We start from the raw sequence: 22938 nt of genomic DNA, 5'->3' as shown, positions 1-22938 counted from the left end.
GGCACGGAACGTCCGCACGGGCCGGTGGCGAAGACAGCGGTTACCTCCGCTGCGGGCCGGGGCGTGCGTACGGGCACGACCTGCGGCGTGCGTACGGGCACGGGCCGGGGCATTCATACGGTCACGGGCCGGGGCGTTCGTATAGGCACGGGCTGCGCGGGAGGCCGGCATGAGCGGGCGGGCGCGGCTGACGGTGTGCGCGGCGGTCGCCACGCTCTGCGCGGGCTGCGCGCTGCTGCCGCTGGTCGATCCGGTCGGCTGGATGCTCCAGGCGACGATCCTGCTCATGATCGTGACGGGGGTCGGGGCACTGGCCCGCCGGGTCCCGCTGGCCCGGCCGCTGACCGTCGCCGTACAGACCCTGGTGCTGCTGGTCCTGCTCACGGTGGTCTTCGCGCGCGACCGGGCGATCGGCGGCGTGCTGCCGGGCCCGGAGGTCTTCCAGACGTTCGGGCGGCTGGTCGGGGAGGGCGTCGGGGATGTCGGGCGCTACGCGATACCGGCGCCGGTCACCGGCGGTATCCGGCTGCTGCTGGTCGGCGGGGTGGTGGTCATCGGGCTGGTGGTGGACGCCCTGGCGGTCACCTACCGCAGTGCCGCGCCCGCCGGGCTGCCGCTGCTCGCCCTGTACTCGGTCGCCGCGGGGCTGTCCCAGGGCGGGGCGGCCTGGCTGTGGTTCCTGATCGCCGCGGCCGGCTATCTGCTGCTGCTCCTCGCCGAGGGCCGCGACCGGCTCTCCCAGTGGGGCCGGGTGTTCGGCGGCACCGGCCCCGGTACGGGCCGGCCGCCGGTGACCGCCGGCCAGAGCTTCGCCGCCGCGGCCGGGGGCCCGGCGCTGGCTCCGGTCCGTACCGGGCGCAGGATCGGCGCGGTCGTCCTGGGCATCGCGCTGGTGGTGCCGGCCGCGCTGCCCGCGCTCGGCGGCGGACTGCTGGCGCCGCCCCGGCCCGGTCCGGGCTCCGGCGACGGCAGCACGATCTCCGCCGTGAACCCGCTGGTGTCCTTGCAGAACAGCCTGAACCAGCCGGAGGACCGGGAAGTCCTCAACTACCGCACGACCATCGAGGACACCCGCGATCTGTATCTGCGGATCGTGGCGCTGGACCAGTTCGACGGCACGGCGTGGAAGCCGTCCGAGCGGACGGTCACGGACGTGCCCGACACCCTTCCCTCCCCGGCCGGACTCGGTCCGGACGTGGACGCGGAGAAGATCAACACCTCCGTCTCCACCGCCGACTGGTACGCCCAGAGCTGGCTCCCGCTGCCCTACCCGGCCTCCAAGGTGGACATCTCCGGCCGCTGGCGCTTCGAGCCCGAGGGCCGCACGCTGGTCGGCGACCGGGGGCAGAGCACCCGGGGCGTGCAGTACCAGGTCGAGAGCCTGCTCGTGCGGCCCACCGCGCGGCAGCTCGCCTCGGCGCCGGCACCCCGTACGGAGATCCTGCGCGAGTACACCAAGGTTCCCGACTCGCTCCCGGCCGTGGTGAGGAAGACCGCGGCGCGGGTCACGGGAGGGGCCCGTACCCCGTACGACAAGGCCGTCAGGCTCCAGGACTGGTTCGCGCTCAACGGCGGCTTCAGCTACAACACCGAGGTGCGGGCGGGCAGCGGCACGGAAGCCATCACCCGCTTCCTCCAGCAGAAGGAGGGCTTCTGCGTCCACTTCGCCTTCTCCATGGCGGCGATGGCGCGGACGCTGGGCATACCGGCGCGGGTCGCGGTCGGCTTCACCCCCGGCGTCAAACAGCGGGACGGTACGACATCGGTCGGCCTGAAGGACGCCCACGCCTGGCCGGAACTGTACTTCGAAGGGGTCGGCTGGACGCGCTTCGAGCCGACGCCGAGCCGTGGCACCACTCCGGACTACACCATGGCCAACACCCCGGCCGAGGGTGGTCCGAGCGCCCCGGCGCCGCTGCCGTCCCGCTCCGCCGCCGCACCGGACGGCCCGTCCGCCGCGCCGGGCTGCGCCCCCGGCGGGCACCGGACGGACGGGTGCCCGGCGGCGCCCGCCCAACTGGGCGCCGGCCCCGATGACGGCGGGCCCTCGGCCAAGACGATCGCGTGGATCTCCTTGGGCGCGCTGGTCGTCGTGGTGCTGCCGCTGCTGCCGCTGCTGTGGCGCGCCCGCGTACGGGCCCGGCGCCTGGGAGCGGGCCGCCGGGGCGTGGACGCCGGAGCACCGGTCCTGGCGGCCTGGCGGGAGCTGGTGGACAGCGGCTGGGACTTCGGCATCGTGCCGGACGAGTCGCTCGGCCCGCGCAAGGCGGCGGCCCGGATCGTACGGATCGGCGAGCTGCGCGGGGCGGCGGCCGAGTCGGCGCACCGGGTGGCGGGCGCGGTGGAGCAGGTGCTGTACGCCCCACGGCCCCGCCCGGCGACGGGCCTGGGCGCGGACGTCCGGCGCGTCCGGGCCGGACTGCGGAGCACCGCCTCCGCTGGCCTGCGCCTGCGCGCCCTGCTGTTCCCCCGCTCCGCGGTCCGGGTCCTGTGGTCCCTCTCCGCCCGCCGCTCGGCCCTCCTGTCCCGCTGGCACACAAGCCGCGCGGCCCGGAAATGGACCACCGCCCGCCGCGGCCTCCACACGCTGCGCCCGTTCCGCCGAGAGTCCTGAACCAGTCTCGACCGTTATCAACGGTTATCAACCGTTCTTGACGGCTCCTGCTGAGCCGGGCGGATCGGCGCCGGGGTCCGCCGGGGCGCCCCGGCGGGCCCCGGCTGCACCTGCCCGAACGGTGCGGCCCTGGGGGAACCTCGTACGGGCGACACCGCCACCGGCCGCCAACGGCACCTGTCGACGGACCCCGGCCGGGCTGTGGATCGAGGCCGACGCCACCGGCCCTCACAGCGCTCCGGCCCGGCACCGGCACCGGCCGTGACTTCAGCGCTCCGAGTCGTCCGGCTTGTCCGGCTCGCCCGGCCCCACTTGTGGGGCGTACGGGAGCGCTCTGCAACGGCACCTCACGGAAACCGGCGCCGGCCCCTGCCGCCCGGCCCGCACCCAAGCCGAGCAGCAAGCTCCTCGATCGCCCTGAGCGCGGCGTCGCTGCTGAACGAGAAGCTCACATGCATGATCGCGGGGTCGATGCCGACGCTCGGCGGCGTCGACATCCACGGCGAGTCCTCACCGTGGGGCGGGTGGTCCGGAAACCGCGAGCGCGACCGGTCATGGCACGCGACCACCCGCTCGTCCGGGTCTCCCTCGTCGTGACGTCCGGACACGCACCGCTCGAACATCGCATGTGCCGTCGCTGCGTCAGCCGACACGTCCATCGCCAGGACCGCAAGGTCGAAGCTCCTTGCCTCATCTTCCACCTGCCCGGCCACGCGGACAGGGCAGTTGTCTTCTGGCGCTGCCCCGCCGGAAAGCCTGGGCCGGCGCAAACGTAAGGAGGTGCAGCGCGTGCGGCGGCGACGGAGGAGCGAAGGCACCGGGGGCTCGTGGGGTGGGCCGGTCACCACGGTTCACAGGACCGGGCGGCGTGGTGGGGCCGCCCGCGGGCACGCCCGGACCGCGTCCGCGCCGCCGACCGACAAGACGGGCGGGGGCAGAGCAATGGCGCAGGTGGGTACGTGCGGCGGCGTGGGAGCCGTGGGACGTGTGGAATGCGCCGGGTGCGCCGGGGCGTGAGTGGGTGGGTGGACGGCGAGCGGCGCGGGCCGCCTGGGGGCGGGGTCGCGCCGTTCGGGCGGGAGTGTTATGAGGGGAGAAGTCGGCGGGCCTGTGTCAGGTCAGTGGCCCTGTTCGTCGCGGCGGCGCTGCCAGCGGTTCTCGATACGGTCCATCATCGAGCGACGCTGCCGCGCCTGCCCTCGGGCCGCTGCTCCCGGGCCCCTGGCGCTGCCCGCTGCCCCGACGGCCGGCTGCTGGTCTCCCGGCTTGGGAGCCTTACGCCATCCGGTGACCGCGAGCACCGCGCAGCCGAGCATGACGAGGAACCCCACCACGCTGACCCAGATCTGCTGCGCGACCATTCCTGCCATGAGGAGTGCGATACCCACCAGAAAGCCCGCGACCGCTTGGTAGACCCGTCGCCGGGTGTACGTACGCAGCCCGCTTCCCTCAAGCGCTGTCGCGAACTTGGGATCTTCGGCGTACAGCGCTCGCTCCATTTGCTCGAGCATGCGCTGCTCGTGCTCCGAGAGCGGCACGGAGTCCTCCTACTCGTCGGTCGCGGGGGGCGACCGGGGTGCGACCCTTTCAGGATAGGCAGGGAATCGCCCCCGTGAAACCCGCCCCTCTACGCCAATTCACTGTCCGGGCCGCTGCGGCGGCCGGTGGTGATGCAGCCTGCATTCCCCACCCGCCCGTCCGTCATGCCGGACGCTGTCCCCCGATCATACGGGGCGAAGCGGCTGATCGGGTGGGCTGTCCACGACTGCCTTCGGCACCGGCCGCGGGCGGTGCGGTCAGCCGCGTTCGGCCAGGACGTGGAGCTGGGTGGCCACGGAGTGGAAGGCGGGCTGCTCGGCGGCTGCCGCCTCCAGCTTCAGGAGGGCGTCCATGGCGCCGGGCTCGGTGTCCACCAGCACGCCGGGGACCAGGTCGGCGAAGACGCGTACGCCGTGGACCGCGCCGACCTCCATGCCGGTGGCGGAGACCAGTCCGGCGAGCTGCTCGGCGGTGAAGCGGCGGGGCATCGGGTCGCCCTCGCCCCAGCGGCCGGCCGGGTCCGTGAGGGCATGGTGGGCCTCGGTGAAGTGGCCGGCCAGGGCGCGGGCGAGCACGGCACCGCCGAGGCCGGCGGCGAGCAGGCTGAGGGTGCCGGAGGAGCGCAGCGCGGCGACGGCGTTGCGTACGCCTTCGGCCGGATCGTCCACGTACTCCAGGACGCCGTGGCACAGCACCGCGTCGTAGCCGCCGCGCTCGACCACGTCGAACAGGCCGTGCGCGTCACCCTGGACAGCGCGCACCCGGTCGGCGACACCTGCCTCCGCTACCCGGCGTTCCAGGGCGAAAAGGGCATTCGGGCTGGGATCGACGACGGTGACGCGGTGGCCGAGACGGGCCGCCGGCACGGCGAAGTTCCCCGTGCCGCCGCCGGTGTCCAGGATGTCCAGGGCGTCCCGCCCGGCGGCCTTGGCCCGGCGGTCCAGGGCGTCTTTGAGGACGTCCCAGACCACGGCGGTACGAAGGGACGCGCGCGGGCGCAGCGGGTCAGACACGGCGGGGGCTCCTCGAAGGGGGCATGAACTGCATGAACTGAACTGATAGGCGCCTCCCACCCTAATGGGCACCCGGTGCGCCCATCACCGACCGACTCCCGGTCCGGCGTTCCCGCCCGGCCCGGCACACTCCAGCGCCGGGGCTCCCGGTGCCCCGGCGGCTCCTGACGACACCGGCAGCCCCGGCCCGGCAGCCCGGGCCCAGCGACCCCGGTCCGGCGGCCCCGGTCCGGCGGCCCGATGGCCCTTGGTCCGGCGGCTGATCCGGGAGCCGGTCCGTACGGCTCCGCCCGAACCGGACCCGTACGGCCGGCGGAGGTCCCGGGGCGGGCGCCACGCTCACACCGCCCGCGCGCCTCCGGGACCGGCCCCGCGCCCTGTCAGCCCGCCCGCTGGGGCGGCAGCACCGGCTGCAGGACGAGCATCCGCTCCACCAGGCGCAGGAACATCCCGGCGTCCCGCAGGAGGTCGTCGGCGTCGCGCGGACCGGCCGCGCCTTCTATGCCCGCCTCGGCGCGCGCCCGCCGCTGCGCGCCGGAGGCGAACAACGCGCTCCATTCGGCCAGTTCGGGTGCGACCTCCGGCAGCACTTCCCAGGCGCTGCGGATGCGCTGTCTGCGGCGGAGGGTGGGTTCGGGCCGGCCGCGCACGGCGAGCACGGCGGCGGCGGTGCGCAGCGCCGCGAGGTGGGCGGTGGCGTAGCGCTCGTTGGGAGTCTCCAGCTCCCGGGCCTCGTCGAGGCCCTGCTGGGCCTTGGAGAGCAGGTCCAGCGCCGCGGGTGGTGCGCCTGCCCGGCGCAGGACGGGGTGGACATCGCCGGGGGACCGTACGCGGCGGAGCCGCCCTTGGAGGGAGTGACTGCCATGACGAACCTCCTGTCGTCGCATGACGGTTCGGAACCGCAGAACCCATCGTGAGGGACACCACTGACAATCGGCCCTGACCTGCTCTTTCCCCGAAAACGGGGCACATATGGGGTGGTTGGGGGGGGAACGGTGTTCCGTAGGGGATGTGCATCCCTTGGCCCTGCCGGATGAGGGGGGCGTCGAGCGCGTCATGGCGCAACCCGGAGGCCGGTCGCCGACCGCCTTCCGTATCGAACTGACCAGTCAGTCCGATACGGAGGGCCGGGGGCGGCACCCCGATCCGCGTACGGAGCCGAGTCCCTGAGCGGGCGGTGTGCCGGGAGCGGCACAATCGCCTCCATGGACAGCTCCAGTACGCGCCGTCAGGCCACCCGGCGCAAGCTCTTCGACGCCGCGGTCACCCTCATCGCCGAACAGGGTTTCTCCTCCACCACCGTGGACGAGATCGCCGACCGGGCGGGGGTCGCGAAGGGCACCGTCTACTACAACTTCGCCAGCAAGAACGAACTCTTCGAGGAGCTGCTGCGGCACGGCATCGAACTGCTGGCGGCCTCCTTGCAGCAGGCCGCCGACGAGGCCGCGGAGCGGGGCGGCACCCGGGTGGACGCACTGGACGCGATGATCCGGGCGGGGCTGGAGTTCATCTCCCGCTACCCGTCACTGACGCAGTTGTACGTGGCCGAACTGTGGCGCACCAACCGGGCCTGGCAGTCCACCTTGATGGTGGTCCGGGAACGGGCGATCGCGGTGGTGGAGGGTGTGCTGCGGGAAGCCGTGGCGGAGGGCGAGCTGAGCCAGGAGATCGACATCCCGCTGACCGCCTCCGCGCTGTTCGGGATGGTGCTGGTGGCGGCACTGGACTGGCTGTCCTACCAGCCGCACCGGTCGGTGCAGGACGTGCACGCGGCGCTCTCGCGGCTGTTGCAGGGGCGGGTGAGCGGGCACCCCGCCCAGTAGGCCCTGTCGTCGAGATCCGGAAAGCGCGCTGTCCTGGCGCGGATCGTTCCCCCACCGATCCGACCAGGACAGCGCTTCCCCCGTGGCTCCCCCGTGGAGCCCCCGTATTTCCCCCGTATCCCCCGTACTTCCCCCGTCACTTCGGGGGAGCCGCCCCGTTCCGCCGCCCCGTGTCGGCGGTGCCGGTGCCGCGCCCCTTCCGTGGCCCCCACTCTTCCTTCCGCACAGGTGAAAGCCCATCCGCGTACCTACTCATCCCGGTGACTAGGTACGGATACTCAAAACTGAGCACCCGCCCCCAGAGCTGGCTACGCTCGCACGCGTGTCTGTACTCCCTTTGGTGTTCACCAGTGGCTGGGCGAGCGGGATCAACGCCTATGCCGTCGTGCTGCTCTTCGGCCTGCTGGGCGCGACCGGGGCCACCGACCAGGTACCCGCGTCCTTGCAGCGCACCGATGTGCTGATCGCGGCGGGGGCACTGTTCCTCTGTGAGGCCGTCGCCGACAAGATCCCGTACGTGGACTCGGTGTGGGACGCCGTGCACACGGTGATCCGTCCGGTGTCCGGGGCGGTGGTGGCGGCCCTGCTGGCGGGGCACGACGGCTCGCTCCCGGAGCTGGCGGCGGGCGCGGTGGGCGGCTCCACCGCGCTGCTGAGCCACCTGGTCAAGGCCGGTACGCGGATGGCTGCCAACACCTCTCCCGAGCCGGCGAGCAATTTCCTCCTCAGTACGGCCGAGGACCTGGGCGTCGCGGGGATCGTCGTCTTCGCAGTCTTCCATCCGGTGGCCGCGGCGGTCATCGCGGCGGTGCTGCTGGCCCTGGGTGTCTTCGTGGTGGTCTTCCTGTGGCGGCGGATCCGGCGTTTCCTGCGGCGCAGGCGGCAGCGGCGGCTGGCGCGCGAGGAGGGGAGGCAGCGCGGTTCCGGCGTTGTCGGTGGCCCCGGCTAGAGTCGCAGGCATGGCACGGATTGCGGTGATCGGCGCCGGGATGGGCGCGATGGCGGCTGCCGCCCGGCTGGCCGTCGCGGGCCACCGGGTGGCGGTGTTCGAGCGTGGGAGCACGCACGGCGGCGCGGTGGGGCGGTGGGAGCGGGAGGGCTTCGGCTTCGACACCGGGCCGGGGCTGCTGCACCTCCCCGCCGTCTACCGCGACCTGTTCATCAAGACGGGCCGGGAGCCGCTGGAGAGCGTCGTGGAGCTGTCCCAAGTGGATCCGGCCGGCCGCCATGTCTTCGCCGACGGTACGGCCGTCTCTTTGCCCAACGCCTCCCGGGCCGGTGTGGTCGCCGCCCTGGATGCCGCGCTGGGCGCGGGCGCGGGCGAGCGCTGGAGCGAGTTCGTCAACCGCGCGCGGCAGGCGTGGGACGCGATGCGGCGGCCGTTGCTGGAGGAGCCGCTGCGGCAGGACTGGCAGGTGCTCGGCCGCGATCCGTACCCGGCGGTGCGCAGGCGCGGACTCCTCGGGTTCGGCCGGTCGCCGGCCGCGCCGCATCTCGCCGAGGTGGCGCGCCGGGAGCTGGCGGATCCGCGGCTGGTCGCCCTGCTGGAGAGCCATGCGCTGGCGTACGGCTTCGATCCGCGGACGGCGCCCGCTAGCGCCGCCGTACTGCCCTACATGGAGCAGACCTTCGGGAGCTGGTACATACGCGGTGGTATGCGCGCGCTGGCGGACGCGCTGTACGAACGCTGCCTGGCCCGCAAGGTGGAGTTCACCTTCGGGGCGGAGGTGACACGGATCGTCCAGGAGGACGGCCGGGCGGCGGGCGTCGAGCTGGCGGACGGCGGTGTCGCGGAGGCGGACACGGTCGTCGCGGGCCTGGACCCGGTGCGGCTTCCCTCGCTGCTCAAGGGCGTGGAGCCGTGGGAGGACGGCGCGGTGCGTCCGGACCCGGGGCCGGGCGGCCGGGCGACGGGGCGGCTCACCGTCTTCCTGGCGCTGCGCGGCGCGCGCCCGGCGGACGCGGCGCACCGCACCGTGGTCCACGCGGCGGACCGTCAGGCGGAGCTGACGGAAGTGTTCGGGGACGGGCCGGACACGCGGACGCCGTGCGCACGGCCGACGGTGACGGTGCTGCGCCCCGACGATCCCACCTCCCGTCCCGACGACGCCCATGAGGCCGTGACGCTGAGCGCGACGGTGGCCTGGCGCGGCCCGGACGGGCAGGAGGACGGCGGGGCCGCCCGGACGGCCGCGGACCGGATGATCGAGACCGCCGAGGCGGCCGTACCGGGGCTGCGCGAGCGGGTGCTGTGGAGCGAGGTCCGTCCGCCCGGCGCCGACGGGCCGGTGCCGGGGCCGTCACTGGCCGGTGCCGACGGGCGCTTCCTGCGGCCCTCCAACCGCACCGCGATACCCGGCCTCTATACGGTCGGCGGCTGGTCGCACCCCGGCGGCGGGCTGGCGCACGCCGGGATGTCCGGCGCCGTCGTCGCGGGTCTGATCGTCAACGGCGACGACTGGCGCGGCTCCCAGTAGTCGGTGCGGCTCCCAGTAGTCGGCGCGGCCCCCGGGAACTGGTGCGGTCCCGGGAGCTGGTGCTGCTCTCCTGTCTCCCAGGAGGCGCAAGCGCCCGGGCGCGGTACGGGGCGGCCGGAGGCGTGTGCAGTCGGCTTGTGTAACGCAGCGGGGGCCGGACGGGGAACGGGGCGCGTCCGGGCGGGCGGTCCGGCCGCGGTGCGGTGTCAGTAGCGGTACTGCTGCTCGTCGAAGCCGCGCTGCTGGTACGGCGGGTAGGGCTGCTGCTCGGGCGGGAGGCCGGTGTGGCGCTGCTGCGGGACCCAGACGCCGCCGGGCGGGGTCTCGGTGTATCCCTGGGGCTCCTGCCCGTGCTGTATGTGTTCCCCGCCGTACTGCTGCGCCGGCTGTGCGGACTGCGCCGGATGCGGGGCGTAGGACGCGGAGCCGTAGGGGTCGTGCTGCTCGTACGGGTCGTAGGGGCCGGAGTACTGCTGTGCCCCCGTGTAAGGGTCGGGGTAGGGCGTCTGCTCGCCGCCGTGCGTGTGGCCCTGCCCCTGCCCGTCGCCGTACGCGCCGTAGTGGTCGCCGTATCCGTCCTGGCCCGGCGCGGTTCGGCCGTAGCCCTCGCCGTAGCCGTCTGCGTACGCACCGCCGTACCCGCCGCCGTCATAGACGGACCGGTCCTGCGGAGCGTCCTGCGGCGTACGGGCGTCGGCGTCGTAGACGCCGTACCGGCCGCTCTCCTCGGGCAGCGGCTGGGGTGCGTAGACCGCCGTACGGTCCTGCGGCCCGGAGAAGTCCTCGCGGCCGGGGAAGCCTTCCTGGGCGTGGGCGAAGCCGTCCCCCGCCGGGTAGCCGCCGGCGGCGGGGAAACCGTCCGCGTCGGGGAAGCCGTTGGGGCCCGGAAAGCCGTTGGAGTCCTGGATGCCGTCGTGTTCGCGGGTGGCCGTGGCTTCGGGCCCCTCGGCGTACGGTGCCTCACCCTGCTGTCCGGCCGGCACCGCGTCCGGCACGGCGGCCGGCGCCGCGTCCGAGCCCGACGTCTGGAGCGCGGACCGGGAAGAGGCGCCCTTCCCGGCGCCCCGGCCCTTCCGCCGCCGGTTCTCCCCCGAGGAACCGCCCGACGCCTTACCCGACTTGCCCGGCTTGCCCGACTTGCTCAGCCTGCCCGGCCTGCCTGACCCGGCCGGCTGACCCGGCTCACCCGTACCGCCCGGCGCCTGGCCGGACTTGCCGCGCCTGCCGCCCAGCGACCAGCCGGAGACATAGCCACTGCGGAAGGAGAGCGTGACGTACGTCTGCCCCACGGCGAAGGCGACGGCTCCCACCGCGATCAGGATCACCGACGGCACGATCACTCCGGCGACCACGCCGAGGAATCCGGTGAAGGCCAGCAGCCGCCAGTGCAGCGGCGCCTTGTACTGGAACAGGACCTCGCCCAGAAGCCAGAGCGCCACCAGGCCGAATGCGATGTAGAGGACCGTCCAGCCCATGTACGCCCCTGTTCCGCCGCTCTCCGGCCGCCGTGTTCAGGACTGCTGATGCAGCCCCAGATTCTCGTAGATTTCCAGCGTTGCCGTGGAGTGGTTCAGGGTAATGAAGTGCAACCCGGGAATGTCCTCGGCCATCAAGCGCCCGCACAGCTCCGTCGCGTACTCGATGCCAATGGAGCGTACCGCCGCCGGATCGTCCTTGACCGCCAGGATGCGGTCGGCCAGCGCGGGCGGGAAGGCGGCATTGCTGAGCTGCGCGAACCGCTCGATCTGACGGACGTTCGTGACCGGCATGATCTCCGGAATGATCGGTGTACGGCAACCCGCCGCCGCCACCCTGTCGCGCAGCCTGAAGTAGTCCTCCGCGTAGAAGAACATCTGCGTGATGGCGAAGTCGGCGCCCGCCCGGCACTTGTCGACGAAGTGCCGTACGTCGGTGTCCCAGTCCGTCGAGCGCGGGTGCATCTCGGGGAAGGCGGCGACGCCCACGCAGAAGTCGCCGGCTTCCTTGATGAGACGGACCAGGTCGGCCGCGTAGGTCACGCCTCCGGGGTGGGGCACCCACTCGCCCATGGGGTCGCCGGGCGGGTCGCCCCGTACCGCGAGCATGTTGCGGATGCCGGCGTCGGCGTACTGCCCGATGACGTTGCGCAGTTCGGCGGTGGAGTGGTTGACCGCGGTGAGGTGGGCGACCGGTGTGAGGGTGGTGTCGGTGGCGATCCGCTCGGTCGCGCGCACCGTGCCCTCACGGGAGGAGCCGCCCGCGCCGTAGGTCACGGAGACGAAGGTCGGCGAGACGGCCTCGATCCGGCGAATGGCGTTCCACAGGGTCCGCTCGCCCTTCTCGGTCTTCGGGGCCGCGAACTCGAACGAATACGACTGCTTGCCGGAGGCGAGCAGATCGCGCACGGTATGTGCGCGATCAGTCCTGGTGGAAGCTGTACCTAGGGCCATACGTGGCAGGTTATCGACCGGTCGGGCAGGCACCAACCGATGCCTACGAAATGCCCGTTTCGCCGTATTGCCGTCCACGCCTCGGACACCTCGCCGCCGCACCGCCGTCCTCCGGCGTCCAGAAAGCGGGTGGGTCACGCGTCGTAGGCGCGTACCCGTCCGGCCAGCTCGGCTGCCGCTGCCGCCGGGTCCGCGGCCTCGGTGAGCGCCCGGACGACCACGATGCGGCGCGCTCCGGCGTCGAGCACCTGGTCGAGGTTGCCCGCGTCGATCCCGCCGATCGCGAACCAGGGGCGCGCGGTCGTGCGCGAGGCGGCGTAGCGGACCAGGTCCAGCCCCGGGGCGTGCCGTCCCGGCTTGGTCGGGGTCGGCCAGCACGGACCCGTGCAGAAGTAGTCCACGCCCGCTTCGGTGACGGCGGCGTCCACCTCCGCCTCGGCGTGCGTGGAGCGGCCTATGAGCACCTCCTCGCCGAGGATGGCGCGGGCCGCCGGGACGGGCAGGTCGCCCTGTCCCAGATGCAGGACGTCCGAGCCGATGGCGTGGGCGACGTCCGCGCGGTCGTTGACGGCCAGCAGTTTGCCGTGCCGCCGGCAGGCGTCCGCGAAGACCTCCAGGTGGGCCAGCTCCTCCCCCGCCTCCATGCCCTTGTCGCGCAGTTGCACGATGTCGACGCCCGAGGCGAGCACCGCGTCGAGGAACTCGGGCAGGTCGCCCTGCTTCTTACGGGCGTCGGTGCACAGGTAGAGCCGGGCGTCGGCCAGGGACTGTCGTGCGGTGGTCATCGGTCGGCTTCCCCCAGGGCCGGGTGTACGGGCCGGGCTTTCCGGCCCGTACACCCCTGGTCACGCGTGCTGACGCGGTCGTCACGCACGCCGGTGCGGTTGCGCTTGCGGTTACGGATGCGGTGGTGGATCACGGCGGTGGTCCGCAGTGGTGGACCACACCTGATGGCCCACGATGGTGAACGCGGTCACGGACGGCGGTCGTGCGCCGCCCGGGCCGCCGCGCCGACGGCCTCAGACGGCGAGCGCCTGAGCCCGCCGCTTGACCTCCGTGCCCCGATTCTCGCGCAGCGCCTGCGCGGGGGTACCGGGCAGGGTCTCATCCGCGGTGAACAGCCATTCCAGCATCTCCTCGTCGGCGAAACCGTCGTCCCGCAGGAGGGTGAGCGTCCCGACCAGGCCCTTGACGACCTTGCCGTCCTTGATGAAATCGGCCGGCACATGAAGCGCCCGGTTCTCGCCGCGGCGCACCGCGATGAGCTGGCCCTCCTTGACGAGCTGTCGCACGCGCGTCACCTCGACGCCGAGAAGTTCGGCGATGTCGGGGAGGGTGAGCCAGGCGGGGACGAGTCCATCGATCTTTGCGTCAATCTCGGTCACGGGACAAGCGTGCCACCTCCCACTGACAGCCGGTAGCCGGGCATCGCCGTTCAGGGCTCCCCGGAGCCTGCGAAAGCCCTGGTGAACCCGGCGGGAACCCTGGAAAAGGCCGGAGAATCCGGGAAGTCTCCGGGCAGGGCGAAGCCCGTGGGGGCCGCGGAGATCGCAAAAATCACAGCTGCCCGGCGGCCACGGAGCTGCGGGTGGTGTCGGGGCCGCCGGACCGCTGCCGGATCCGCAGGCCCCGTCGGGCGAGGAAGCCCAAAGGCCCGCAGGCGCGTCAGACCGCCGCCGACTTCAGCGGTACGGAGGCGTCCGCCGCCCGCCCCCGGTCCAGCTCCGCGCCCCTTTCGATGAGCCTCCGCCCCTGCGCCAGATCGCGCGGCCGGCCCACCGCCAGAAGGGCGACCAGCCGCCCGCCCCGCAGCCAGATCACCGACCAGGCGGCGCTCGTGGGATCGCCGCGCCAGATCGTTTCGTCCGCGCACGCGTGATGACCGGCGTACTGGACGAACCGGCCGAACTGCTCGGACCAGAAGTACGGCACCGGGTCGTACACCGGCCCCTCCGCCTCGCCCCGGGCGATGTTGGCGGCGACCGTACGGGGGCCCTGGAGCGCGTTGTCCCAGTGGTGGACCAGGAGGCGGCTGCCGTAGCGGGCGGACGGGAAGGAGGCGCAGTCGCCGACCGCGTACACATCGGGCACGGAGGTGCGCAGCCGCTCGTCGGCGAGCACGGAGCGGTCCTCGGGCGAGAGTTCGACTCCGGAACCGGCCAGCCAGCCGGTCGCGGGCCGGGCTCCGATCCCCACGACGACGGCCTCGGCGGGCAGTTTAGTCCCGTCGACGAGCGTGACCGCGCCGTCCTCGACGGAGGCGACCGGCACGCCCGTGCGCAGCCGGGCGCCGGCGTCCGCGTACCAGGCCGTCATGTAGGAGGCGACCTCCGCGGGCAGCGCGCCGGCCAGCGGACGGTCGGCGGCCTCCACGACGGTGACCGGGCAGCCCGCCTCACGCGCGGCGGTCGCGAACTCCGCGCCGATCCAGCCGGCCCCGACGACCACGACCGAGCGCTGCCGGGCCAGGACGGGCCGCAGCCCCTCGGCGTCGTCCAGGGTGCGCAGCAGATGGACGCCGGGCACCCCCGCGCTGCCGGGCAGCGGGACCGGCTCGGCGCCGGTGGCGATGACCAGATGGTCGTACGGGACGGGGCCGGTGTCGGTCTCCACGACCCGGGCGCCGGCCGCGAGCCCGGTGACGTACCGGCCGAGCTCCAGGTCGATGCCCAGCGCCTGGAAGTCCACGTCGAAGGCGGACCCGTCCGCCTTGCCGAGCAGTACCGCCTTGGAGAGCGGCGGGCGGTCGTACGGCTGGTGGGGTTCGGCCCCGACCAGCGTGATCACGCCGTGCCAGCCCTGTTCGCGCAGGGCCACGGCGGTCTGCACGCCCGCCATCCCCGCGCCGACGATCACGACGCGACGCGTGCGGTCAGGGGTCCGCGCAAGGGTGCTCTGCTCACTCACCCGATCACTGTAGGACGGCGGGACCGGGCTCCCGCAGCACCGCGCGAGGAGATCTCGGACACAGAGTCACCGGCCGGTGACCGGGGTAGGGGCGGGGGCGGGAGCCTGCCGTGGGGGCGCGCGGCCGGTGCTCGCGGGCCGTCCGGCGCTCTCCCGGAAGCCCTCGGCGCTCCCTTACGCGCCGCCCGGCTCTCCTTTACGCGCTGCCGGGCACTCCCTCATGGGCCGCTCGGCGCCCCCTCGAAGACCGCCCGGCGCCCCCTCAAGGACCGCCCGGCGCCCCCTCATGGGACGCTCGGTGCTCCCTTACGGGGCGTCGTGGGCCCGTACTAGGGTTACCAGCACACGCACTCGCGGGAGCCCTGACGCACCGGGCTGAGAGGGAGGCTGCTGCGGCCTCCGACCGTACGAACCTGATCCGGGTCATGCCGGCGAAGGGAGGGGCTGGACGCCCATGCATCCATCGCATCCGTCGCATCCATCCGAAACGCCCGAGAAGCCATCGCCCGTACCGCCTGTTCCGACTGGCACGCCTGTGCCGACTGGTCCACCTGGTCCGACTGGTCCGCCTTCGGGGACAGGCGGGCGGCACCCGGACGTCCTGGTCATCGGCGGCGGTGTGATCGGCCTGGTCACCGCCTGGCGGGCGGCCGGGCGCGGGCTGCGCACCGCCGTCGTGGACCCGGCGCCCGGCGGCGGCGCGGCCCAGGTCGCGGCCGGCATGCTGGCCGCCGTCACCGAGCTCCACTACGGCGAGCAGACCCTGCTCGGCCTCAACCTGGCCTCGGCGCGGCGCTACCCCGGCTTCACCGCCGAACTGGAGGAGGCCGCCGGCCGGCCGACCGGCTACCGCCGGTGCGGCACGCTCGCCGTCGCCCTGGACGCCGACGACCGCGCCCACCTGCGCGAACTCCACGCCTTCCAATGCCGCTCGGGGCTGGACGCGCAGTGGCTGACCGGGCGCGAGTGCCGCCGTCTGGAGCCGATGCTGGCGCCGGGCGTACGCGGCGGACTGCGCGTGGACGGCGATCACCAGGTCGATCCGCGCCAACTGACCGCCGCGCTGTACACGGCCTGCGAACGCGCCGGCGTCGTCTTCCACCGCACCTCCGCGGTACGGCTGACGGTCGGCGGCGGCCGGGCGACCGGCGTCGAGACGGCCGACGGCGACCGCCTTCAGGCGGGGCAGACCGTGCTCGCCGCGGGCAGCGACAGCGGGCGGCTGGCCGGGGTGCCGCCGGAAGTGCTGCCGCCGGTCCGCCCGGTCAAGGGCCAGGTGCTGCGGCTGCGGATGCCGGCCCCTCCCCGGGGGGCCGCGCCCTTCCTGTCCCGCACCGTACGGGCCGTGGTGCGCGGCGGCCACCTCTACCTGGTGCCGCGGGAGAACGGCGAGCTGGTGGTGGGCGCCACCAGCGAGGAGCTGGGCTGGGACACCACGGTCACCGCGGGCGGCGTGTACGAGCTGCTGCGGGACGCCCACGAACTGGTGCCCGGCATCACCGAACTTCCGCTGGTGGAGGTCCGCGCCGGGCTGCGCCCCGGCTCCCCCGACAACGCGCCCCTCCTGGGCCCGACCGCGCTGCCCGGCCTCCTGGCCGCCACGGGGCACTACCGCAACGGCGTCCTGCTGACCCCCGTCACGGGTGATGTGATGGCCGAGGTGCTGGTCAGCGGGCGGCTCCCGGAGGAGGCCCGCCCCTTCTCCCCGCAGCGCTTCCCGTACGACGCGCCCGCCGCGTCCGCCACACCCGCCACGCCCCCGGCCTCCGCGGTTTCCTCGGCCGTACCGTCCCCCCTTCCTCCCTCCGTACGGCCCGCCGCACCGACCGGCGCACCGGCCGACGCCCTTCAGGAGCAGTCCGTATGACCACCACTCCCCCCGCCACCCCTGGGCCCGCCCCCGCCCCCGCCTCCGCGTCCGCTCCCGGCCCCGCGACCGGGCCCGTCCCGGCGTCCGAACCCGTCCCGGCCCCCGTCTCCGTATCCGTCTCCGTCAACGGCCGGTCGCGCCGCATTCCCGACGGCCTCACCCTCGACCGCCTCGTGGCAACGCTGACCCAGGCGCCCACCGGCGTGGCCGCCGCCCTGAACGAAACCGTCGTACCGCGCGGCCAGTGGCCGGCGACCCCGCTCGGCGAGGGCGACCGCGTCGAGGTCCTCACCGCGGTCCAGGGAGGCTGAGCGCAGACCATGGCCGACGACCTCCTCACCATCGCCGACACCTCCTTCCACTCCCGCCTGATCATGGGTACGGGCGGCGCGCCCAGCCTCGACGTGCTGGAGCGCTCGCTGATCGCCTCCGGCACGGAGCTGACGACGGTCGCCATGCGGCGGCTGGACCCGACCGTGCAGGGCTCGGTGCTCTCCGTTCTGGACCGGCACGCCATACGCGTCCTGCCCAACACGGCGGGCTGCTTCACGGCCGGCGAGGCCGTGCTCACCGCTCGGCTGGCCCGCGAGGCGCTGGGGACACACTGGGTCAAACTGGAGGTCGTCGCCGACGAGCGGACGCTGCTTCCCGACCCCGTCGAGCTGCTGGACGCCGCCGAGACCTTGGTGGACGACGGTTTCACCGTGCTGCCCTATACGAACGACGATCCGGTCCTGGCCCGCAAGCTGGAGGACGTGGGCTGTGCGGCGATCATGCCGCTGGGCTCCCCGATCGGCTCGGGACTGGGCATCCGCAACCCGCACAACTTCGAGCTGATCACCGCGCGGGCCGGGGTCCCGGTCATCCTGGACGCGGGGGCGGGCACCGCCTCGGACGCCGCGCTCGCCATGGAGCTGGGCTGCGCCGCGGTGATGCTGGCGTCCGCGGTGACCCGGGCGCAGGAACCCGTACTGATGGCGGAGGCCATGCGGCACGCGGTGGAGGCCGGGCGGCTGGCGTACCGGGCGGGGCGCATTCCCCGCCGCCACTTCGCCCACGCGTCCTCGCCCACCGAAGGCCGGGCGTCCCTGGACCCGGAACGCCCCGCGTTCTGACGTGCACCTGGGCTCCTGGGCCCCTGAGCCCCTGATCACCGTCCGAGCCTGGCCCGCGCTCACCGACCGCCCCGGGCCCGCGCTCACCCTCCGTGCCGGGCCCGCGCTCACCGTCCGTCCCGATCCCACGATCCGTTTTCGGCCCGAGACCACCCAGGGCCACCCGTTTCCCACCCATGACCACCGGTTTCCTGTCACCATTCGGCTTCAGTACGGCCCCGGGGGCAGCGGGGCGTACGAGCTGCCGGTGACGGCTCGTAGACTCCTTAGCCGTGGACACGACCCTTCAGGACCCCCTTGTGGGGCAACTGCTCGACGGCCGGTACCGCGTCCAGGCACGGGTGGCCGCCGGGGGCATGGCCACGGTCTACCGGGCCGTGGACACCCGCCTGGACCGGGTGCTCGCCCTGAAGGTCATGCACCCGGCCCTGGCGACGGACGAGGCGTTCGTCGAGCGCTTCATCCGTGAGGCCAAGTCGGTGGCCCGGCTCTCGCACCCGAACGTGGTGGGCGTCTTCGACCAGGGCACGGACGGCACGTACGTCTACCTGGCGATGGAGTACGTGGCCGGCTGCACGCTGCGCGACGTGCTGCGCGAGCGCGGCGCCCTCCAGCCGCGCGCCGCGCTGGACGTCCTGGAGCCGATACTCGCGGCGCTCGGCGCCGCCCACCTCGCCGGCCTGGTGCACCGCGACATGAAGCCGGAGAACGTCCTGATCGGCGACGACGGCCGGGTCAAGGTCGCGGACTTCGGTCTCGTACGCGCCGTGGACACCCACACCACCGCCTCCACCGGCTCGGTCCTGGGGACGGTCTCCTACCTGGCGCCCGAGCAGATCGAGTACGGCACCGCCGACACCCGCGCCGATGTGTACGCGTGCGGCGTGGTGTTGTTCGAGATGCTGACGGGCGGCAAGCCGCACACCGGCGGCAGCCCGGCCCAGGTCCTCTACCAGCGGCTGCACGAGGACGTCCGGCCGCCCTCGCAGGCCGTGCCGGGGCTGGCGCCGCAACTGGACGACCTGGTCGCCGCGGCCACCGCCCGCGACCCGCAGCAGCGTCCGCAGGACGCGGTGACGCTGCTCGCGCTGGTCCGGGCTGCCCGCGCCGAACTGAGCGAGGAACACCTGGACGCGGTGCCGCCGCAGGCCAAGGAGCCGGCGCCGGAAGCTTCCGCCACCGGTCCCGAGGACCCCACGCAGAGCCGGATCCAGGACCTGAGCCAGAGCCTTGGTCAGGGTCCGGGCGGAAACTTGGCCCGGGGCGTGGGCCGCGCCGACCACGGCCAGGACTCCTCGCAGGACATCACGAGCGTGCTGCCGCGTGGCAGTGCGCCGCAGCAGCCGCAGCAACCCCAGCAGCCGCTGCCGGCCGAGGAGCAGTTGAACAGGACGAGCAGGCTGGAGCTGCCGCCGGCGGTGGCCCCGGCCGGCCCGCCGCCCGAGCACACCGCGCGGCTGCGTCCGGCCGTGTCGACGGGTCCGGTGGGCGCCGCCGGTCCGGCGGGTCCGGGCGGCCCCGGCAGACGTACGGGCTTCCTCGCGGCACGGCGCAAGCTGATCGCGGTCCTCATCGCCGTCCTGGCCGTCTTCGGCGTCGGGGCGGGCGTCTGGTACATCAGCTCAGGCCAGTTCACGACCGTACCGGCCGTCTTGGACATGCCCCGGGAGAAGGCCGAGAAGACGCTGCGCGACGAGGGCCTCCAGGTCGAGGTCGAGCACGCCTTCAGCCCCAATGTGGCGCGCGGCCATGTGATGTCGACCAAGCCGGGGACCGGCAAGCGCATCCGTGGCACCGGCACGGTCACCATCGTCCTGTCCCGGGGGCCGGAGATCGTACGGATTCCGGATCTGGAGGGCACTCCGGCCGCCGACGCCCGGCGCAAGCTCAAGGACGCCGGGTTCGTCCTCGGCACCGAGACCCAGGAGTTCAGCGACGAGGTCGCCAAGGGCTCGGTGATCCGTACGGACCCGCCCGGCGGCAGCAAGCGGCGGCCGGACACCGCCGTCGCGCTCACCGTCAGCCGGGGCGCGAAGGTGCAGGTGCCGAAGGTGACCGGCAGTGCGCAGGCGGACGCCGAGGCCGCGCTGCGCGCCGCCGGCTTCCAGGTGAAGATCGCCGAGGAGCCCGTCTTCGCCCCGCAGGACAAGGGGACGGTCGCCCGGCAGTCCCCGGACCCGGGCACGGACGGGGCCAAGGGCGACACCCTCACCCTCACCCTCTCCAAGGGCCCGGAGATGGTCACGGTCCCCGACGTCACGGACAAGAACGTGGACGACGCGAAGCGGGAGCTGATGGCCGCGGGCTTCGCGGTGGAGGTGAAGAAGCCGTGGCTGTTCCCCCAGGACTCGGTGGACACCCAGTCGGTCAAGGGCGGCGACCGGGCGCCGAAGGGCAGCACGATCACGATCCGGCTCAAGGGAGCGCTGTAGAGCCACCGGGGGCCGGTGGGTCAGTAAGCCGGTAAGCCGGGGACCGGTGGGCCGGTAAGGCTGCACGGCCCGTGGAGCGGTACGGTCCGGGCTCCGGCCCCGGCCGTACCGCTCGCGCACCTGGCACCCTTGTGGAGTGAGTACTTCCCCCTCCCAGCAGCGTGCCGCCCGGCGCGCCCCTGAGCGCAACCCGGTCGGCGGCCACGTGCCGGTGGCCGGCGGCCTGGCCAAGGTCGGCATCCCCTACGCCCAGGAGATCGGCGGCGAGGCCGTGCAGGTCTTCGTCGCCAATCCGCGTGGCTGGGCGACGCCGCCCGGCGATCCCCGGCAGGACGAGGCGTTCCGGGCGGCCTGCGCGCAGGACTCGGTTCCCGCGTACGTGCACGCGCCGTATCTGATCAACTTCGGTTCGCACAACCCCGAGACGGTGGAGAAGTCGGTTCACTCACTGCGGCATTCGCTGCGGCGCGGCCGGGAGATCGGCGCGCTGGGCGTGGTGGTGCACACGGGATCGGCGACCGGCGGGCGTCCGCGCGAGGTGGCGCTGGCGCAGGTACGGGAGCGGATGCTGCCCCTGCTGGAGGAGCTGACGCACCAGGACGACCCGTGGCTGCTGCTGGAGTCGACGGCCGGGCAGGGCGCGTCGCTGTGCGCGCTGGCCGAAGACCTGGGCCCGTACTTCGACGCCCTGGACCGCCATCCCCGGCTCGGCATCTGTCTGGACACCTGCCACGCGTACGCCGCGGGACACGACCTGGCGGCGCCCGGCGGCACCAAGCGGCTGCTGGACGAGCTGGTGGAGGTCGCGGGCGAGGGCCGGCTGAAGCTGATCCACGCCAACGACTCCAAGGACGTGGCCGGGGCGCACAAGGACCGCCACGAGAACATCGGCGCCGGGCACATCGGCGCCGAGCCCTTCGGGGAGCTGTTCCGCCACCCGGCGACGGAGGGCGTGCCGCTGGTGATCGAGACCCCGGGCGGCAAGGAAGGGCACGCGGCGGACGTGGCGCGGCTCAAGGAGCTGCGGGGGCACTGAGGCAGCGGGCGGCCGGCGGGTTCAGGGCGTACGGCCCCGGGCCCGGCTCCGCCCGCAGGGCTGCGTCAGGCTCACAGTTCCGGGCCGTCGCCCGGTTCCTCCTGGTAGGAGTAGCGCTGCTCGCGCCACGGGTCGCCGAGGTTGTGGTAGCCGCGCTCCTCCCAGAAGCCGCGGCGGTCCGCCGTCATGTACTCGATGCCGCGGACCCACTTGGGGCCCTTCCAGGCGTACAGGTGCGGCACGATCAGCCGTACGGGGAAGCCGTGCTCCGCGGTGAGCGGCTCACCGGACCGGTGCGTGGCGAAGAGGCACTTCTCGGAGGCGAAGTCCGCGAGCCGGAGGTTGGAGCTGAAACCGTATTCGGCCCAGACCATGACATGCGTGACGTCCGGGGCGGGCGGCGCGAGGCCGAGGATCGTCCGGGTCAGCACCCCACCCCATTCGGCGCCCAGCATGCTGAATTTCGTGACGCAGTGCATATCGGCCACGACGGTCGCGTACGGAAGGGCCGAAAACTCCTCGTGCGTCCAGCAGTGCTTGCCGCCGTCCTCGGTCGCGCCGAAAACCCTGAACTCCCAGCGCTCGGGGCGGAACCTCGGTACCGGGCCGTAATGCGTGACCGGCCATCCTCGCTGAAGTCGCTGCCCCGGAGGGAGCTGAGGATGCTCCGCTTTGCGGCTTTCCGGCTGACCCATGCCCCCATGTTGTCAGACCGGGAGGGGTGCCTGTGACCAGGGCAGTCGAGATTCGGGCAACTCGTACTAAGCATGTACTTACTGGACGGCCTCTCTGAGCGGTGCGAGGATGCGCGGCACCTGCCCAGTTCTCGCGTGGAAGGAGCCCGCTGCCATGCAGGGCGACCCAGAGGTCATCGAATTCCTCAACGAGCAGTTGACCGCCGAGCTGACCGCGATCAACCAGTACTTCCTGCACGCGAAGATGCAGGAGAACTTCGGCTGGACCAAGCTCGCCAAGTACACCCGCTCCGAGTCCTTCGACGAGATGAAGCACGCGGAGGTACTGACGGACCGCATTCTCTTCCTGGAAGGGCTGCCCAATTACCAGCGGCTCTTCCACGTACGCATCGGCCAGACCGTCACCGAGATGTTCCAGGCGGACCGGCAGATCGAGGTCGAGGCGATCGACCGGCTCAAGCGCGGCATCGAGGTCATGCGGGCCAAGAACGACATCACCTCGGCCAACATCTTCGAGGACATCCTCGCCGACGAGGAGCACCACCTCGACTACCTCGACACCCAGCTCGAACTGGTGGAGAAGCTCGGCGAGGCGTTGTACATCGCCCAGCACATCGAGCAGCCGAGCTGAGGGGCGGCCGGGGCACTTCTCCCTGGCGCCGTCAGGCGTCGCCGGGCGCCCGTCAGGCCGCTTCGGGAAGCGTTTCCGCTGCCGGGGCTGCCGGACTGCCCGGGGCGGCGCCGGCGGCGGACAGGACCGTGACGGGGTCCGCGCCGAGCGGCTGCGGGGCGCCCTGTTCGATCAGCTCGCGCCGCGGGCAGGCACCCCGGCCGAGCAGGGCCTGTATACGGCGTACGCAGCCACCGCAGTCGGTGCCGGCCTTGCAGGCGGAGGCTATCTGGCGGGGGGTGCAGGCACCGGCGTCCGCGTGCTCGCGAACCTGCTGCTCCGTGATGCCGAAGCACGAGCAGACGTACACGCGGGTCA

20 protein-coding genes, 1 pseudogene and 1 riboswitch are annotated in these 22938 nt (G+C 73.3%); of the genes and pseudogenes, 10 read left to right on the top strand and 11 right to left on the bottom strand.

Features of this window, described 5'->3' with window-relative positions; genetic code table 11:
• The first annotated feature begins 169 nt into the window (after positions 1-169).
• On the top strand, positions 170-2614 hold the full coding sequence (locus tag KGS77_RS27580; RefSeq protein WP_242585869.1) for a DUF3488 and transglutaminase-like domain-containing protein: 2445 nt from the start codon (positions 170-172) through the stop codon (positions 2612-2614).
• Between the two features lie 347 nt (positions 2615-2961).
• On the opposite strand, the gene KGS77_RS27575 is transcribed toward KGS77_RS27580, so the two are convergent.
• The 4 genes from KGS77_RS27575 to KGS77_RS27560 form a co-directional block, all read right to left on the bottom strand.
• Positions 2962-3327: a hypothetical protein gene (locus KGS77_RS27575; protein WP_242585868.1), complete on the bottom strand. Its 366-nt coding sequence runs from the start codon at positions 3325-3327 to the stop codon at positions 2962-2964.
• A 405-nt stretch (positions 3328-3732) separates the two neighbouring features.
• Positions 3733-4152: a DUF3040 domain-containing protein gene (locus tag KGS77_RS27570; RefSeq protein ID WP_242585867.1), complete on the bottom strand. Its 420-nt coding sequence runs from the start codon at positions 4150-4152 to the stop codon at positions 3733-3735.
• A 258-nt stretch (positions 4153-4410) separates the two neighbouring features.
• Positions 4411-5166, bottom strand: coding sequence for a methyltransferase (locus tag KGS77_RS27565; protein WP_242585866.1), 756 nt, complete (start codon positions 5164-5166; stop codon positions 4411-4413).
• 380 nt (positions 5167-5546) lie between these two features.
• A complete protein-coding gene (locus KGS77_RS27560; RefSeq protein WP_242585865.1) occupies positions 5547-6053 on the bottom strand; it encodes an SAV_6107 family HEPN domain-containing protein in 507 nt (168 codons plus the stop codon).
• Positions 6054-6371: 318 nt separating this feature from the next.
• Here KGS77_RS27560 and KGS77_RS27555 point away from each other — a divergent pair, with 318 nt between their 5' ends.
• From KGS77_RS27555 to KGS77_RS27545, 3 genes are all read left to right on the top strand, one after another.
• Entirely contained in the window at positions 6372-6989 is a 618-nt protein-coding gene (locus tag KGS77_RS27555; protein ID WP_242585864.1) for a TetR/AcrR family transcriptional regulator, read from the top strand.
• A gap of 322 nt (positions 6990-7311) precedes the next feature.
• On the top strand, positions 7312-7938 hold the full coding sequence (locus KGS77_RS27550; protein ID WP_242585863.1) for a DUF4126 domain-containing protein: 627 nt from the start codon (positions 7312-7314) through the stop codon (positions 7936-7938).
• 10 nt (positions 7939-7948) lie between these two features.
• Positions 7949-9466: an NAD(P)/FAD-dependent oxidoreductase gene (locus KGS77_RS27545; protein ID WP_242585862.1), complete on the top strand. Its 1518-nt coding sequence runs from the start codon at positions 7949-7951 to the stop codon at positions 9464-9466.
• A gap of 206 nt (positions 9467-9672) precedes the next feature.
• On the opposite strand, the gene KGS77_RS27540 is transcribed toward KGS77_RS27545, so the two are convergent.
• The 5 genes from KGS77_RS27540 to KGS77_RS27520 form a co-directional block, all read right to left on the bottom strand.
• The gene (locus KGS77_RS27540) at positions 9673-10941 is read right to left on the bottom strand and encodes a hypothetical protein (protein WP_242585861.1); all 1269 of its coding nucleotides are present in this window, start codon (positions 10939-10941) and stop codon (positions 9673-9675) included.
• Between the two features lie 36 nt (positions 10942-10977).
• The gene (gene metF / locus KGS77_RS27535) at positions 10978-11895 is read right to left on the bottom strand and encodes a methylenetetrahydrofolate reductase [NAD(P)H] (protein WP_242585860.1); all 918 of its coding nucleotides are present in this window, start codon (positions 11893-11895) and stop codon (positions 10978-10980) included.
• A 134-nt stretch (positions 11896-12029) separates the two neighbouring features.
• Positions 12030-12680 carry a thiamine phosphate synthase gene (thiE, locus tag KGS77_RS27530; protein WP_242585859.1) on the bottom strand — a complete coding sequence of 217 codons (651 nt, stop codon included), beginning with the start codon at positions 12678-12680 and terminating at the stop codon, positions 12030-12032.
• A 234-nt stretch (positions 12681-12914) separates the two neighbouring features.
• On the bottom strand, positions 12915-13280 hold the full coding sequence (locus KGS77_RS27525; RefSeq protein ID WP_242585858.1) for an Rv2175c family DNA-binding protein: 366 nt from the start codon (positions 13278-13280) through the stop codon (positions 12915-12917).
• A gap of 280 nt (positions 13281-13560) precedes the next feature.
• Positions 13561-14802, bottom strand: a complete 1242-nt coding sequence (locus KGS77_RS27520; protein ID WP_242585857.1) for an FAD-dependent oxidoreductase — start codon at positions 14800-14802, stop codon at positions 13561-13563.
• Positions 14803-15145: 343 nt separating this feature from the next.
• Positions 15146-15259: riboswitch (TPP riboswitch) on the top strand.
• Positions 15260-15403: 144 nt separating this feature from the next.
• On the opposite strand from KGS77_RS27520, the gene thiO reads away from it, so the two are divergent.
• The 5 genes and pseudogenes from thiO to KGS77_RS27495 all read left to right on the top strand — a co-directional run bounded on the left by thiO (position 15404) and on the right by KGS77_RS27495 (position 21255).
• Positions 15404-16669: a glycine oxidase ThiO gene (gene thiO, locus KGS77_RS27515; RefSeq protein WP_242587721.1), complete on the top strand. Its 1266-nt coding sequence runs from the start codon at positions 15404-15406 to the stop codon at positions 16667-16669.
• A 113-nt stretch (positions 16670-16782) separates the two neighbouring features.
• Positions 16783-16983 (top strand): annotated as a pseudogene (thiS, locus tag KGS77_RS27510) (sulfur carrier protein ThiS); the annotation flags it as partial.
• A gap of 9 nt (positions 16984-16992) precedes the next feature.
• Positions 16993-17787, top strand: coding sequence for a thiazole synthase (locus tag KGS77_RS27505; RefSeq protein WP_242585856.1), 795 nt, complete (start codon positions 16993-16995; stop codon positions 17785-17787).
• Positions 17788-18059: 272 nt separating this feature from the next.
• Entirely contained in the window at positions 18060-20219 is a 2160-nt protein-coding gene (locus tag KGS77_RS27500; RefSeq protein ID WP_242585855.1) for a PASTA domain-containing protein, read from the top strand.
• Positions 20220-20355: 136 nt separating this feature from the next.
• Complete coding sequence (locus KGS77_RS27495; RefSeq protein WP_242585854.1) at positions 20356-21255, top strand: deoxyribonuclease IV; 900 nt, start codon at positions 20356-20358, stop codon at positions 21253-21255.
• A 71-nt stretch (positions 21256-21326) separates the two neighbouring features.
• On the opposite strand, the gene KGS77_RS27490 is transcribed toward KGS77_RS27495, so the two are convergent.
• Complete coding sequence (locus tag KGS77_RS27490) at positions 21327-21950, bottom strand: sulfite oxidase-like oxidoreductase (RefSeq protein ID WP_242585853.1); 624 nt, start codon at positions 21948-21950, stop codon at positions 21327-21329.
• 154 nt (positions 21951-22104) lie between these two features.
• Here KGS77_RS27490 and bfr point away from each other — a divergent pair, with 154 nt between their 5' ends.
• Positions 22105-22581 carry a bacterioferritin gene (gene bfr / locus KGS77_RS27485; RefSeq protein WP_242585852.1) on the top strand — a complete coding sequence of 159 codons (477 nt, stop codon included), beginning with the start codon at positions 22105-22107 and terminating at the stop codon, positions 22579-22581.
• 52 nt (positions 22582-22633) lie between these two features.
• Here bfr and KGS77_RS27480 read toward each other — a convergent pair whose 3' ends face one another.
• Positions 22634-22930 carry a (2Fe-2S)-binding protein gene (locus KGS77_RS27480; RefSeq protein ID WP_242587719.1) on the bottom strand — a complete coding sequence of 99 codons (297 nt, stop codon included), beginning with the start codon at positions 22928-22930 and terminating at the stop codon, positions 22634-22636.
• Positions 22931-22938: the final 8 nt, after the last annotated feature.

Origin of the sequence: Streptomyces sp. MST-110588 (genome assembly GCF_022695595.1) — a bacterium.
GTDB lineage: Bacteria > Actinomycetota > Actinomycetes > Streptomycetales > Streptomycetaceae > Streptomyces.
The sequence above is the reverse complement of the archived record's forward strand: the minus strand, read 5'-3'. Positions and strand labels throughout refer to the sequence as shown.

What these genes read in the sequence shown, in the direction of transcription:
- KGS77_RS27580 (WP_242585869.1), top strand. Translation starts at nt 170, where the DNA reads ATGAGCGGGCGGGCGCGGCTGACGGTGTGCGCGGCGGTCGCCACGCTC.
- metF (WP_242585860.1), bottom strand. Translation starts at nt 11,895, where the DNA reads ATGGCCCTAGGTACAGCTTCCACCAGGACTGATCGCGCACATACCGTG.
- thiE (WP_242585859.1), bottom strand. Translation starts at nt 12,680, where the DNA reads ATGACCACCGCACGACAGTCCCTGGCCGACGCCCGGCTCTACCTGTGC.
- KGS77_RS27545 (WP_242585862.1), top strand. Translation starts at nt 7,949, where the DNA reads ATGGCACGGATTGCGGTGATCGGCGCCGGGATGGGCGCGATGGCGGCT.
- KGS77_RS27555 (WP_242585864.1), top strand. Translation starts at nt 6,372, where the DNA reads ATGGACAGCTCCAGTACGCGCCGTCAGGCCACCCGGCGCAAGCTCTTC.
- KGS77_RS27505 (WP_242585856.1), top strand. Translation starts at nt 16,993, where the DNA reads ATGGCCGACGACCTCCTCACCATCGCCGACACCTCCTTCCACTCCCGC.
- bfr (WP_242585852.1), top strand. Translation starts at nt 22,105, where the DNA reads ATGCAGGGCGACCCAGAGGTCATCGAATTCCTCAACGAGCAGTTGACC.
- KGS77_RS27490 (WP_242585853.1), bottom strand. Translation starts at nt 21,950, where the DNA reads ATGGGTCAGCCGGAAAGCCGCAAAGCGGAGCATCCTCAGCTCCCTCCG.
- KGS77_RS27560 (WP_242585865.1), bottom strand. Translation starts at nt 6,053, where the DNA reads ATGCGACGACAGGAGGTTCGTCATGGCAGTCACTCCCTCCAAGGGCGG.
- KGS77_RS27540 (WP_242585861.1), bottom strand. Translation starts at nt 10,941, where the DNA reads ATGGGCTGGACGGTCCTCTACATCGCATTCGGCCTGGTGGCGCTCTGG.